This is a genomic window from Mesorhizobium sp. C277A (assembly GCF_040324395.1).
Taxonomy (GTDB): Bacteria; Pseudomonadota; Alphaproteobacteria; order Rhizobiales; family Rhizobiaceae; genus Mesorhizobium.
The window spans coordinates 4,672,206-4,686,274 of record NZ_JAMYVW010000002.1 but is presented as its reverse complement, the minus strand read 5'-3'; the positions used below and the strand labels follow the sequence as shown (position 1 = coordinate 4,686,274).

Genomic DNA, 14,069 nt, shown 5'->3' with positions numbered 1-14,069 from the left:
CGATGACGGCGCAGTCGCTGACAAAATACCGGCGCATCACGGTCAAGATCGGTTCGGCCTTGCTGGTCGACCGCACCAGCGGCCTGAAGCGCGACTGGCTTGCCTCGCTTGCCGAGGATATTGCGGTGCTGGCCAATGGTGGCGCCGAGATCCTGGTCGTGTCCTCCGGCGCCATTGCGCTCGGCCGCACCATTCTCGGTCTCGGCAAACGGGCGCTGAAGCTGGAAGAAAGCCAGGCGGCTGCGGCCGTCGGCCAGATCGCGCTGGCCGGCGCGTGGTCGGACGCGCTGGGCAAGGGCGCGCTGAAATCAGGCCAGATCCTGCTGACGCTCGGCGACACCGAAGAGCGCCGCCGCTATCTGAATGCCCGCGCGACGATCTCGACGCTGCTCAAGATGAAGGCGGTGCCGGTCATCAATGAGAACGACACGGTGGCGACCTCCGAAATCCGCTATGGCGACAATGACCGGCTGGCGGCCCGGGTGGCGACGATGATGGGCGCCGACCTGCTGGTGCTGCTCTCCGACATTGACGGGCTCTATACGGCGCCGCCGGCGCGCGATCCCGATGCAAAATTCATTCCGGTGGTCGACCGCATCACGCCCGATATCGAGGCTATGGCCGGGGCGGCCGCATCCGAACTGTCGCGCGGCGGCATGCGCACCAAGCTCGATGCCGGCAAGATCGCCACCGCCGCCGGCACCGCCATGATCATCACCTCGGGCACCAGGCTGTCGCCACTGATGGCGATCGAGCGTGGCGAGCGCGCCACCTTCTTCAGGCCGAGCGCCAATCCGGTGAAAGGCTACAAGACCTGGATCGCCGGCCAGCTCGAACCGGCCGGGCGGCTCACCGTCGACGCCGGCGCCATCGGCGCGCTGCTGTCCGGCAAATCTTTGCTGCCGGCCGGCGTCAGGCTGGTCAGCGGCAATTTCTCGCGCGGTGACACGGTGGCCATCCTGTCGCCGGAAGGGCGCGAGATCGCGCGCGGGCTTGTTGCCTACGATGCCGCCGATGCCGTAAGGATCGCAGGCCTGAAGACAGCGGAGATCGAAACCGTGCTCGGCTACGAGGCGCGCTCGGCGATGATCCACCGCGACGATCTGGTGGTGAGCGATCCGGGTGACCAGATACGGGCTGCCGGCCAGGTATGGGCCGGGGGCGAGGTAAGCGGAGGATGAGACATGCTGAAGTTGCATGAACAATCCGGGGATGACACCGTCGCGCTGATGGCTGATATCGGCCGCCGTGCCCGCGCGGCCGCCCGACCGTTGGCGATTGCGACCGCCGCCGCCAAGGATGCCGCACTTCTCGCCATGGCCGACGCGATCATCGCGCGCCAGCAGCAGATTCTCGATGCCAACGCCATCGATGTCTCTAACGGACACGAATCGGGCTTGTCCGGCTCCTTCATGGACCGGTTGAAGCTCGATCCGGCGCGCACCCGTGCCATGGCGGATGGCATCCGTGAAATCGCCGAGCTCAGGGACCCGGTCGGCGATGTGATTGCCGCCTGGGATCGCCCCAACGGCCTGCAGATCGAGCGCGTGCGCACGCCGCTCGGCGTTGTCGGCGTCATTTATGAAAGCCGGCCGAATGTGACGGCGGATGCCGGCGCGCTCTGCCTCAAGGCCGGCAATCCGGTGATCCTGCGCGGCGGCTCGGACTCGCTCAATTCGTCCGCCGCCATTCATGCCTGCCTGGTCGAGGGGCTGAAGGCCGCCGGCCTGCCGGAAGACGCCATTCAGCTGGTGCCGACCACCGACCGCGCCGCCGTCGGCGAGATGCTGAAAGGGCTTGGCGGCAATCTCGACGTCATCATTCCGCGGGGCGGCAAGAGCCTGGTCGGGCGCGTCCAGAGCGAGGCGCGGGTGCCGGTCTTTGCCCATCTTGAAGGCATCTGCCATCTCTACATCGACCGCTCGGCCGATCTCGACATGGCGGTCAGGATCGCCGTCAACGCCAAGATGCGGCGCACCGGTGTCTGTGGCGCTGCAGAGACTTTGCTGGTCGACCGCGCGGTGGCCTCCACACATCTGGTGCCGATCCTCGACGCGCTACGCGCCGCCGGCTGCGAGATCCATGCCGATCAGGAAGTGATGAAGCTGTTCTTCGACGCCAAGCCGGCGACCGATGCCGACTGGGTGACCGAATATCTCGACGCCATCATCGCGGTAAAACTGGTCGACGGGATTGCCGGCGCCATCGACCATATCGAGACGTTCTCCTCACACCACACAGAGGCGATCATCGCCGAGGATGCAAAGGCTGTGCAGCGCTTCTTCAGCGAGATCGACTCGGCGATTCTCCTGCACAATGCCTCCACCCAGTTCGCCGATGGCGGCGAGTTCGGCATGGGCGCCGAGATCGGCATCGCCACCGGCAAGATGCACGCGCGCGGACCGGTTGGTGTCGAGCAGCTGACCTCGTTCAAATACCGCGTGCGCGGGTCGGGACAGGTGAGGCCTTGAGCGCTGGCCTTACCCTCCCCCTTGTGGGGAGGGTGGCGAGCGCAGCGAGCCGGGTGGGGGTACGACGCTGAATTCTGCAATCCCCCCACCCCGCTCCGCTTCGCGGATCGACCCTCCCCACAAGGGGGAGGGTGGGGCGCCTCTTTCCTCGCACTACCTCCGCATGCCGCATGCCGAAAAGGGCCTCGCCGTCGGCCTGTTCGGCGGATCGTTCAACCCGCCGCATGCCGGCCATGCGCTGGTGGCGGAAATTGCCTTGCGGCGCCTCGCGCTCGACCAATTGTGGTGGATGGTGACGCCAGGCAATCCGCTGAAGAGCACCAGGGAATTGGCGCCGCTGAGCGACCGGCTGCTGCAGTCGGAGCAGATTGCCAAGAACCCGAAGATCAAGGTCACCGCCTTCGAGGCGGCGCATCATATCCGCTTCACCGCCGACACGCTGGCGCTGGTCAAGGCACGCAATCCCGGCGTCGATTTCGTCTGGATCATGGGCGCCGACTCGCTTCGCGATTTCCACCGCTGGCAGCGCTGGCGCCAGATCGTCATGACCTTCCCGATCGCCGTCATCGACCGCCCGGGCGCGACGCTGTCCTTCCTGTCCTCGGTCGTGGCCAAGACGTTCGACTATGCCCGCGTCGACGAGGGTGACGCGCCCCGGCTCGCGCGCATGAAGGCGCCGGCCTGGACTTTTATTCACGGCCCGCGTTCGTCGCTGTCATCGAGTGCTATTCGCAAGCAAGCCAAGGGGTAACTCGTAAGGCCAGATCGCCGATGTCGCTTTTACGGCGGCCTTTCGCGATCCGCTGGGCGATGCTGCGCTGGATATGGCCAATTCAGTGAACCAGACCGACATCGACCACAATCATGGCGCCCCGCCGGCGCCCGTGATCGCCATTGCCAGCGTAATCGTGTCGATGGCGCTGATCGCGGTCGGCAACGGGTTGATGTTCGCCTATATCCCGGTCCGGCTTGGGGTCGAGCGCTTCGATCCGACCTGGGCCGGGTTGATCATCACCGGCCTTTCCGCCGGCGGACTTGCCGGCTGCATCCTGACCGGGCCGCTGGTGCGCCGCGTCGGGCACGCCCGCGCCTTCATGGTGCTGTCGGCGCTGATAGCGCTGTCGAATGCTGCCATTGGCGCCGGCACCTACCCGCTGCTGTGGATCGCGGCGCGCGCGCTTTACGGTTTTGCAATATGCGGCCTGTTCATCGTCGCCCAGAGCTGGCTCAACGATGCCGTCGCAAACGCCATTCGCGGCCGGGTGATGGCGGTGTTTTACGTCGCCTATGTCGCCGGACTTGGCGTCGGCTATGCCCTGCTGGCGGCGGTCGACATCGCGACGGCGCAGGCGCCGCTGATCGGCATTGCCTTCACCGCGGTGTCGATCCTGCCGGTCGGCATGACGCGGTTGGCTCAACCGCCGCCACCTCGCGCAGCCTCCGTGGCGCTTGGCCGCGCCTGGCGGATCTCGCCGGTCGGCGTGGCCGGCATGCTGGCCGTCGGCGGCCTGTCGATGGCGATCGCCGGGTTCGCACCGATCCATGCCACGGCCAAGGGCTACAGCCAGGCCGATGTGGCGCTGCTTTTGTCGGCCATGCCCGTCGGCACGCTGATCCTGCAGATCCCGCTCGGCTGGATTTCGGATCGTACCGATCGCCGTTACGTGCTGGCCGGCGCTGCGGCACTGGCCATCGTTGCCGGTATTCTGGCTATCGGCTTTGACGGTGGCGCTCTGGCGGTGCTGGTGGTGATCTATGTGATCTGGGACGGCGCTTCGGAATCGATCTATTCGCTGGCCAGCGCACACGCCGCCGATCGCGCCGGCAAGGACGACATGGTGGCGCTGTCGAGTTCGCTGCTGTTTGCCTGGTCGCTGTCGGGTTTCATCGTGCCAGGTATCGTGACGGCCCTGTCGGCCGTCTATGGAACGCAGGCCTTCATCTATGTGGCGATCATCATCGCCACCGTGTTCTGCCTGTTCGTGCTGTGGCGAGTGGCGACGACGCAGGCCGTTCCCGCCACGGCGACCGGCAGTTTCGCGCCGATGTCGGCGCAGGCGCCATTGCCGGTGGAGCTCGCCTACGCCCCGGAAGATCAGCGCTGAACGGTTTCACAGCTCCTACTGCCTGGTGGCGGCAGTTTCCTGTCGGGCCTCCGGCGGAGGTGCGGGAACCGAAATGGCTTCGGCGTCGAAGGCCTGCTTGACGCGTTTGGTGAGATCGATCTGGGTGGCGAAGAAATCCGCCGCCGTGGTCCAATAGCGCAAGGTGATGGCGACGCTGGCATCGCCCACGGTGGCAACGAAGGCGATCGGCGCCGGCTCTCGCTTGACGCGGCGCTCGCTGCCGGCAACGCCCAGCATGGTTTTCTGCGCCAAGTCGATGTCGTTCCAGGAGCCGATGCTCAGCGTGATATCGCCGCGGCGCACGCCGTTGCGGGTAAAATTGCGCACCGGCTGGTTCCATAGCGTCGAATTGGGCGCCAGCACATAGACGCCGTCTGTCGTGCGGAGCTTGGTGGCGAACAGGCCGATTTCCTCGACGGTGCCGGAAATGGCGCCGACCTCGACATATTCGCCGATGCGGAATGGCCTGAGCGCCAGAAGCATGATGCCTGCGGCGATGTTCTGCAGCGTGCCTTGCAGCGCCAGGCCGATTGCCAGCCCGATGGCGCCGATGGCGGCGATGATCGAGGCCGTCTGAACGCCGAACTGGCCGAGCACCATGATGACCACCAGGATCAGGATGGCGTAGCGCACGATCTTCGAGAAGAAATGGCGCAGCGTCGCGTCGAAACCATGGATATGGCCGAGGCCGGCTGAGATCGATCGTTCTGCGAGCCCGGCGACGAGATAGCCGACGACCAGCAGGATGATGGCGCCGATGGCGGAGAAGGAATAGGAAACGATCAGTGTGCTGAGTTGCGCAAGGCCAGCCTGCACGGTGAGCAGCGTGTTCTGGGGGTCGATTGGCATCAGGAAAATCCGTTTGGGGGGTGTGTCGATAACCCCTGCCGCGGCCATGGGTTCCGATTTTTCTCAAGGCTCCGGAACCGGAAGTCTTGCACTGCGTTCGCGGTGGCAGGGCCTCCCGTCTTGAAACTGCAAGGGAACTCTGCCTATCTATAGGGTGTCACCTGATTTCGTGGGTGATTTGGTTGTTCTTGCTGCGAAAGGAAATACACTGAGAACAGCATTGCGGAAGAAGGCTGACATCATGCCTTCGCCGGCCAGGATCAGCGTAGATGACGCCGTGTCCCGTGCCATCAAGACAGTCCTTGCCAGTCTGGAAGACTCCAAGGCCGAAAATATTGTCTCAATCGACATTCAGCGGAAATCGAGCCTCGGCGACTATATGGTCATCGCGTCGGGCCGGTCGCACCGTCATGTCTCGGCTGTCGCCGACCACCTCCTCAAGGCGCTCAAGGATGCCGGTCTCGGCACGGCGCGCGTCGAGGGGCTGTCCGGCGCCGACTGGGTCCTGATCGATTCAGGCGACATCATCGTCCATGTCTTCCGCCCAGAAGTCCGCGAATTCTACAATCTTGAAAAGATGTGGCAGGCGCCGGACCTTGAGGAAGAGACCTTGCACTGAGCTCCGTCTCATGTCGTAACCATCCGGGTGCGACATGGATTGAAAGCTCGCCGAGGCAGGGATGAAGATAGCAGTTCATGCCGTGGGCCGGATGAAGGCCGGCCCCGAGAGAGAACTCGCCGACCGCTATTTCGAGCGTTTCGCCAAGAGCGGCCCGGCGATCGGGTTCGAATTCTCTGGTGTCGCCGAGATCGCCGAGGGACGAGCCCAGAACGCCAATGAGCGCCGCCGCGAGGAAGGCCAGAAGCTGCAGGCACAGCTGCAGCCGGGCACGGCGCTGTTCCTGCTCGACGAACGCGGCAAAAACCTGTCCTCAGACGATTTCGCCAGCCGTATCGGCCAGCTGCGCGATGGCGGACGCAAGGCGTTGGTCATCGCCATTGGCGGCGCCGACGGGCACGACCAGTCGATTCGCGATCAGGCTGAGCTGATAGTCTCGTTCGGCGCGGCGACCTGGCCGCACCAACTGGTGCGCGTCATGCTGGGCGAGCAGCTCTATCGGGCGGCAACGATTCTTTCGGGACATCCCTACCACCGTTCGTAAATCAGTGGGTCGAGGATCAATCGTCCGGATTTCCGCCCCAATGCGCGGCTGTTTTGTGCTAGGCTTCGGTTCGATCATGGTTGATGGTTCGTTAACGAAGCCACGCATAGAGTCGGGCTTCAATGGCTGACAACGGGAAATCACGAACGGGCTTTCGGCACGCGCGCTGCGGCATCGCTGCAGCGGTGGTTTTGCTGTCGCTCGGGCTTGCGCGGGCCGAAAATACGCTGGACGTGGCGCCCGACCCCGATCTGAGCCGTGCCGAATATGAGAAGGTGTCGGCCGAGATCACGCTGTCGTCCGAACGGCTGGCCAAGCTCGCCGCCGACATTGCTTCGGTCAAGAAGGACCATGCCTCGATCACCGCGGCGCTTATCCAGTCGGCGATGACCGAGCAGAAGCTCGGCCAGGACATCGAGGATATCGGCGCCAGGCTCGAAGGACTGAAGGGCGAGGAACAGAAGATCCGTGTCTCGCTGGCGGCGCGGCGCGACGTGCTGGCCGAGGTGCTGGGGGCGCTGCAGCGCATGGGGCTCAATCCGCCGCCGGCGATCCTGGTCAAGCCGGAAGACGCACTGTCGTCGGTGCGCAGCGCCATCCTGCTCGGCGCAGTGGTGCCCGAACTGCGCCAGCAGACCGACAAATTGCTGGCCGACCTCAGGGAACAGACCCGGGTGACGGGCTCGATCGAGGCCGAGCGGACGCGGCTGACGGCGGCGGTCGGCGAGCAGACGGCGGAAAAGAAACGCCTCTCCATGCTGCTCGAAGCCAAGCAGAAGCTCGAGGCGGACACCTGGACGGCGATGGCCGCTGAAAAGCAGCGGTCCCAGGCGCTTGCGGCCAAGGCCGGCAGCCTGAAAGAGCTGATCGCTTCGCTTGAGGCCGACAAGAGCCGCAAGGTGGCGGATGCCGTCAAGGCAGGCGAGCAGAAAGCGGCCGACAGCGATAAGCCCGACGCCGATAACGCCGATGCAGGCACAACCGCGTCGACGGAACTGGCTTCGCTGCCCGTGCCGGAAGGCAACCGCCTCACCGCCGCCGCGCCGTTTTCGGCACTTCAGGGACAGGTCTCGCTGCCGGTCACCGGCAAGATCAAGCTGCGTTTCGGGGCCGATGACGGTAACGGCGCGGTGATGCTTGGCGACATGGTTGCGACACAATCGGGAGCCATCGTCACGGCACCGGCGGACGGAAATGTGCTTTATGCGGGGCCTTTTCGCTCCTATGGTCAACTCTTGATCCTCAATGCGGGAGACGGCTATCATGTCGTTCTGGCGGGGATGAGCAGAATCAGCGTCGCGTCTGGCCAGTCGGTGCTCGCAGGAGAGCCGGTCGGCGCGATGGGAGAGGCCCGGGTGGCAAGCACCTCGGCCTCGAAGAATGGAAATGCCACGCCGGAACTCTATGTCGAGTTCCGCAAGGATGGAAAACCCGTCGATCCGACCCCATGGTGGGCGGACCGCTTCTCTGGAAGGACGTGAAATGATGCGGAAACTGTCGCTTCTTATTGCCGGTGCGCTGATGGGCGCGTCAGCGATGAGCCTGGTCTATGGCGCGCCCGGCTCGACGGCGAACGCTGCAGGCTCCGAGACCTACAAGCAACTGGCGATCTTCGGCGACATCTTCGAGCGCGTGCGGGCGCAGTATGTGACGCCGCCGGACGACAAGTCGCTGGTCGAAAACGCCATCAACGGCATGCTCACCTCGCTCGACCCGCACTCCTCCTACATGAATGCCGAGCAGGCGCAGGACATGCGCGTGCAGACCAAGGGTGAGTTCGGCGGCCTCGGCATCGAGGTCACCATGGAGAACGACTTGGTTAAGGTGATCACGCCGATCGACGACACCCCGGCTGCCAAGGCAGGCGTGCTGGCCGGCGACTATATCGCCAAGATCGACGGCCAAGAGGTTCGCGGCCTGACGCTTAACGATGCGGTCGAAAAGATGCGCGGCCTGGTCAACACGCCGATCAAGCTGACCATCCTGCGCCAGGGCGCCGACAAGCCGATCGAGTTGACGGTGGTGCGCGACATCATCAAGGTCAAGGCGGTCAAGTTCCGGGTCGAGAACGACATCGGCTACATGAAGATCACCTCCTTCACCGAAAAGACCTATGACGACCTCGAGAGCGCCATCGACACCATCAAGAAGCAGGTGCCGAACGACAAGCTCAAGGGCTATGTGCTCGATCTCAGGCTCAACCCGGGCGGCCTGCTCGACCAGGCGGTGAGCGTGTCCGACGCCTTCCTCGACCGTGGCGAGATCGTCTCGACCCGCGGCCGCGACCCGAAGGACGTCACACGCTTCGACGCCAAGGCAGGCGACGACATCGGCGCCAAGCCGCTGATCGTGCTCGTCAATGGCGGTTCGGCCAGCGCCTCCGAGATCGTCGCCGGCGCGCTGCAGGACCTGCGCCGCGCCACAGTGGTCGGCACGCAGTCCTTCGGCAAGGGCTCGGTGCAGACCATCATCCCGCTTGGCGAGAACGGCGCGCTGCGCCTGACGACGGCGCTCTATTACACGCCGTCCGGCAAGTCGATCCAGGGCAAGGGCATCACGCCCGACATCAAGGTCGACCAGCCGCTGCCGCCCGAACTGCAGGGCAGGGACCTGACGCGCGGTGAATCTGACCTCAAGGGCCACATCAAGGGCGCCGACGAGAGCGATACCGGTTCGGGCTCGGCTGCCTATGTGCCGCCGGATCCAAAGGACGATCTGCAGCTGATCTATGCCGAACAGCTGCTGCGCGGCCAGAAGACCGACCCGGCATTCCCGCCGAATCCGGAGAAGGCAGTGCTTAACCAATAAAATCGACTGGTAGCTCTGGCTGCCCAATCGAAGCGATGCAATGCTGCCGGGACCGTGAGGTTCCGGCAGTTTGATTCGGGGGCAGCTGGGCGCTGCGCCTCAAAAGGCGCAGGGGACGCGCCGTCAGTTTTGGATCTGCGCATGGCGAAAAGATTTCGCTGATCACGCGCCCGGGGATGCGGCTTGGCTGACGTCGGCAAGGACATCGAACGCCCGCTCGGACAGACCGTCCGACCGCGTGCTGCGTCGCGCGGGATCAGCGCTGGCGCCGTCGCGGCGACGCTGGTCGTGCTGGCCGCGGTCGGCATCTCCGGCGCGATCGCGCTGCGCGAGAAGCCGTTCCGCAAAACGGAAGCAATCGCGGTCTCGACGCCGAAGGTGACGGCGGCGGCCGAGCCCGCGCCCGCAGCACCCACTGCTCAAGCGACGGCGGCAGCGCCGAAGGCGGAAACGCCCAAGGCCAGCGGTCCGCAGATCATCCATGTGCAAACCCAGGAGGGTGACGGCCCGCCCAATGCAGCCATTGTCATCCACGACCCGTCGACGATCGGCCAGAACCTGAAGATCGCGCATATCCCCGACAGGGCGCTGATCGAGGCCAGCGACACCGGCCCACTCCCGGTTCGCGCCGCTGACGGCCGGCGGCCGTTCGATGTCTATGCGCGGCCGTGGTCGGGTTCGCGCGGCGCTCGCGTGGCAATCGTCATCGGCGGGCTTGCGGTGTCGCAGACCGGCACGCAGGCGGCGATCGCCAAGCTGCCGGCTGAAGTGACTTTGGCCTTTGCGCCGCAAGGCAACAGCATCGGCCGGTGGATGCAGGCGGCACGGCAGAGCGGGCATGAGGTGGTCATGCAGGTGCCGCTCGAACCGTTCGACTATCCCAACGTCAATCCCGGCCGCAACACGCTGACAGTGGCGGCAAGCCCGGACGAGAATCTGAAGAATCTGCGCTGGGCGCTGTCGCGGACCACCAACTATACCGGCGTCATGAACTATATGGGGGCGCGCTTTTCGGCCGACGCGACAGCGATGGGGCCGTTCATGGCCGAGCTTGGCAAGCGCGGCCTTGCCTATGTCGATGACGGCTCGTCCGCGCGGAGCCTGGCGTCCGATCTCGCCTTGAAGGACGGTGTGCCGTTCGTCGCCGGCGATACGGCAATCGACGCCGTGCAGGACCGCGGCGCCATCCTGAAAAAGCTCGACGCGCTGGAAGCGACCGCGCGTGCCAAAGGCTCCGCCGTCGGCATCGGCTCGGCCTTCGACCTCACCGTCGATACCGTGGCGTCCTGGGTGGTCGAAGCAAAAAAGCGCGGCATCGAGATCGTGCCGATCTCGGCGGTGGCCATCGACCCGGAAAAAGGCTGATCATGACGAAGAAACCTGTCGACCCCGAGACGCTGCCTTACCGCCCTTGCGTAGGACTGATGATCCTCAATGGCGACGGGCTGGTCTGGGTCGGGCACCGCATCGCCGAACCGGACAGCGAATTTGCCGGGACCACGCAGCTCTGGCAGATGCCGCAAGGCGGCATCGACGAGGGCGAGGAGCCGCTGCAGGCGGCCGGGCGCGAGCTCTATGAAGAGACCGGCATGCGCTCGGTCACGCTGCTCGACGAGGCGCCGCACTGGATCAACTACGACCTGCCGCCCGATCTGGTCGGCATAGCCCTCAAGGGGCGTTATCGCGGCCAGACGCAGAAATGGTTCGCCTACCGCTTTCACGGCGGGACCAGCGAGATCCAGATCAATCCGCCGCCGGGCGGCCACACCGCCGAATTCGATGAATGGGCATGGCGGCCGATGCAGGACCTGCCCGATCTGATCGTGCCGTTCAAACGGAAGGTCTATGAGGATGTGGTGGCGGCGTTCCGTCATCTTGCCTAGCTGGATGTGACGGTTCGCACGGCACCTGATTCGTGCTTTATTGATCGGGACACCCGCAGCCACGAGACCCATATGAACGACGCCGGGCAATGGCCTCTTAGCGCAGCGTCTGGGCTGCCCCTCACCTGCCTGCCGGCTTTCGTCACTCGAAAAGCCAAGCAGTTGGCTTTTCGTCCGCTTTACGCGGACCGCTCCTCAACTCCCCGTATAGGGCCGGGGAGAAATATCCGGCAGGACAATGAGGGGCAGCGCCGACTTCAGCGGGTCTGCAATGCATAAAGCCAAAGATACGATCAGCGAAGCGGCGGCCGGCGCCATTCTCACCATCGATCTCGGCGCTATCCGAGAGAATTACCGGCGGCTGAACGCGAAGCTCGGCGGCGTGCGCTGCGCCGGCGTCGTCAAGGCCGACGGCTACGGGCTCGGCGCGCGGCAAGTGGCGGCGGCACTGGTTGCCGAAGGCTGCGACAGCTTCTTTGTCGCGCATCTCACCGAGGGTGTCGCGCTGCGCGACGCACTCGGACCGAAGCTGGAAATCCATGTGCTGAATGGCCTGCCGCCGGGCTCGGAACCTGAAGCGGTGGCCGCCGACCTTGTTCCCGTCATCAACAGCACCGGGCAACTGAAGGCGTGGAGCGAGGCAGGCCAAAAGGCCGGCCGCAAGCTCAAGGCCGCCATCCAGGTCGACAGCGGCATGTCGCGGCTGGGCATGGCGCCGGCAGAGGTCGAGGCGCTTACGGCCGATGCTTTCGCCGGCGTCGATGTCGTCCTCGTCATGAGCCATCTGGCCCGTGCCGACGAACCGACCAATGCGGCCAATGACGCGCAACTCAGGGAGTTCGAACGGCTGCGCAAAGTGCTGCCCAAGGCGCCGGCGTCGCTGGACAATTCCTCCGGCATCTTTCTTGGGCCGCGCTATCAGTACGACCTCGCGCGTCCGGGCGCTGCGCTCTACGGCATCAATCCGACGCCTGATGAGGCGAACCCGATGCTGCCGGTGGTGCGGCTCGAGGCAAAGATCATCCAGACACGCGGCATCGATAAGGGCGCGGGCGTCGGCTACGGACATGCGTTTCTGGCCAGCGGTCCCTTGCGCGCGGCCACGATCTCGCTCGGCTATGCCGATGGCTGGCACCGGCGCGCGGCTTCGGCTGCCTGGCTCGACGGCGTGCGACTGCCCTTTGTCGGGCGGGTGTCGATGGATTCGATCATACTTGACATCTCGGCCCTGCCGGCCGGCCGGCTGCGCGAGGGTGACCTTGTCGAACTGCTAGGCCCCTCGCAGAGCGTCGATGACGCCGCCGGTCATGCCGGCACGATCGGTTATGAAATCCTGACCAGTCTCGGCCCCCGCTTCCACCGCCGCTATATCAACGAATAGAGCCGCGACACGCCGCCCCTTGGCGGACGCCGCAGAATCCGGCAGACAGGAGGCGGCGGCCCTCTGACGGAAGTCGTCGTGGAGAGTGATGCGATGAAGATCTTCGTGTTGGGCGGCGGCGTTATCGGGGTCACCACTGCCTATTATCTCGCTGAGGCCGGCCACGAGGTGACGGTGTTCGACCGCCAGAAAGGGCCGGCGCTGGAAACCAGCTTCGCCAATGCCGGCGAGATCTCGCCGGGCTATGCTTCGCCCTGGGCCGGCCCCGGCATTCCGCTGAAGGCAATCAAGTGGCTGTTGATGAAGCACGGCCCGCTGGTGGTGCGGCCGGCCTTCGATCCGTATATGTGGACATGGCTCATCAAGATGCTGCGCAATTGCACCGCGGATCGCTATGCCATCAACAAGGCGCGCATGGTGCCGCTCGCCGAATACAGCCGCGACACGCTGAAGGCGCTGCGCGAGGCGACCGGCATCGCTTATGATGAGCGGACCAAGGGCACGCTGCAGCTGTTTCGCACGCAAAAGCAGCTCGACGGCACCGGCGGCGATGTAGAGGTGCTGAAGAAATATGGCGTTCCCTACGAGTTGCTCGATCCCGAAGGCTGCATTGGCGCCGAACCTGCGCTGGCCGGCGTGCGGGAAAAGTTTGTCGGCGGGCTGAGATTGCCCGGCGACGAAACTGGCGACTGCAAGATGTTCACCGATCGGCTGGCCGAGCTCTGCGTGGCGCGCGGCGTCACGTTCGAGTACGGTACGCAGATCCGGCGCTTCTCCAAGAACCGCAATCGCATCGTCAGCGTCGGCACCGACCAGCGCTCGCGCGCGGCCGACGCTTATGTGCTGGCGCTGGGCAGCTATTCGGCGCGCTTCATGCGCCTGCTCAGGCGCCCGATCCCGGTCTATCCGGTCAAGGGCTATTCGATCACCGTTCCGATCAAGGACGCGGTCGCCGCCCCGGTGTCGACGGTAATGGACGAAACCTACAAGGTGGCGATCACCAGGCTCGGCGACCGCATCCGCGTCGGCGGCACGGCGGAGATTTCCGGCTTCGATCTCAGGCTGCATGAATCGCGCCGGCGCACCCTCGAACATTCGGTCGGCGATCTGTTCCCGGATGGCGGCGACCTCAAGGCGGCGTCCTTCTGGTGCGGGCTGCGGCCGATGACGCCGGACGGGCCGCCGCTGGTCGGCCGCACCGAGTTCTCCAACCTCTATCTCAACACCGGGCACGGCACGCTTGGCTGGACCATGGCCTGCGGCTCGGCCAAGGTGCTGTCCGACATCATCTCCAGCAAGGTGCCTGATATCGATGTGCGGGAGCTGGGGCCGGAGCGGTATTTGAGGTAGGGGTGCTTTTTAAAGCTGGCGGGCCAGCACCCCCTCTG

13 protein-coding genes are annotated in these 14,069 nt (G+C 65.0%); 12 read left to right on the top strand and 1 reads right to left on the bottom strand.

Annotated features, from left to right (window positions below; translation table 11 throughout):
* Window positions 1–2: 2 nt before the first annotated feature.
* The 4 genes from proB to NKK52_RS23105 all read left to right on the top strand — a co-directional run bounded on the left by proB (window position 3) and on the right by NKK52_RS23105 (window position 4,576).
* Window positions 3–1,181, top strand: coding sequence for a glutamate 5-kinase (gene proB, locus NKK52_RS23120; RefSeq protein WP_023684120.1), 1,179 nt, complete (start codon window positions 3–5; stop codon window positions 1,179–1,181).
* Between the two features lie 3 nt (window positions 1,182–1,184).
* Complete coding sequence (locus tag NKK52_RS23115) at window positions 1,185–2,471, top strand: glutamate-5-semialdehyde dehydrogenase (protein WP_023684121.1); 1,287 nt, start codon at window positions 1,185–1,187, stop codon at window positions 2,469–2,471.
* 163 nt (window positions 2,472–2,634) lie between these two features.
* On the top strand, window positions 2,635–3,222 hold the full coding sequence (locus NKK52_RS23110) for a nicotinate-nucleotide adenylyltransferase (protein ID WP_023684122.1): 588 nt from the start codon (window positions 2,635–2,637) through the stop codon (window positions 3,220–3,222).
* An 85-nt stretch (window positions 3,223–3,307) separates the two neighbouring features.
* Window positions 3,308–4,576, top strand: coding sequence for an MFS transporter (locus NKK52_RS23105; protein WP_502897164.1), 1,269 nt, complete (start codon window positions 3,308–3,310; stop codon window positions 4,574–4,576).
* 15 nt (window positions 4,577–4,591) lie between these two features.
* Here NKK52_RS23105 and NKK52_RS23100 read toward each other — a convergent pair whose 3' ends face one another.
* A complete protein-coding gene (locus NKK52_RS23100) occupies window positions 4,592–5,446 on the bottom strand; it encodes a mechanosensitive ion channel family protein (RefSeq protein ID WP_352537831.1) in 855 nt (284 codons plus the stop codon).
* Window positions 5,447–5,687: 241 nt separating this feature from the next.
* Between NKK52_RS23100 and rsfS the strand changes: the two genes are divergently transcribed.
* From rsfS to NKK52_RS23060, 8 genes are all read left to right on the top strand, one after another.
* Entirely contained in the window at window positions 5,688–6,065 is a 378-nt protein-coding gene (gene rsfS, locus NKK52_RS23095) for a ribosome silencing factor (protein ID WP_023668698.1), read from the top strand.
* Between the two features lie 61 nt (window positions 6,066–6,126).
* Window positions 6,127–6,609, top strand: a complete 483-nt coding sequence (gene rlmH, locus NKK52_RS23090; protein ID WP_023684125.1) for a 23S rRNA (pseudouridine(1915)-N(3))-methyltransferase RlmH — start codon at window positions 6,127–6,129, stop codon at window positions 6,607–6,609.
* 122 nt (window positions 6,610–6,731) lie between these two features.
* Entirely contained in the window at window positions 6,732–8,090 is a 1,359-nt protein-coding gene (locus tag NKK52_RS23085; protein WP_023715959.1) for a murein hydrolase activator EnvC family protein, read from the top strand.
* A gap of 1 nt (window position 8,091) precedes the next feature.
* Window positions 8,092–9,417 (top strand): S41 family peptidase, encoded by a 1,326-nt coding sequence (locus tag NKK52_RS23080; RefSeq protein WP_023684126.1) that lies wholly within the window; start codon window positions 8,092–8,094, stop codon window positions 9,415–9,417.
* A 183-nt stretch (window positions 9,418–9,600) separates the two neighbouring features.
* Entirely contained in the window at window positions 9,601–10,782 is a 1,182-nt protein-coding gene (locus NKK52_RS23075) for a divergent polysaccharide deacetylase family protein (protein ID WP_023684127.1), read from the top strand.
* Between the two features lie 2 nt (window positions 10,783–10,784).
* The gene (locus tag NKK52_RS23070) at window positions 10,785–11,300 is read left to right on the top strand and encodes an RNA pyrophosphohydrolase (protein WP_023684128.1); all 516 of its coding nucleotides are present in this window, start codon (window positions 10,785–10,787) and stop codon (window positions 11,298–11,300) included.
* 271 nt (window positions 11,301–11,571) lie between these two features.
* Window positions 11,572–12,681 (top strand): alanine racemase, encoded by a 1,110-nt coding sequence (gene alr / locus NKK52_RS23065; protein ID WP_031198509.1) that lies wholly within the window; start codon window positions 11,572–11,574, stop codon window positions 12,679–12,681.
* Between the two features lie 93 nt (window positions 12,682–12,774).
* A complete protein-coding gene (locus NKK52_RS23060) occupies window positions 12,775–14,031 on the top strand; it encodes a D-amino acid dehydrogenase (RefSeq protein ID WP_023668705.1) in 1,257 nt (418 codons plus the stop codon).
* Window positions 14,032–14,069: the final 38 nt, after the last annotated feature.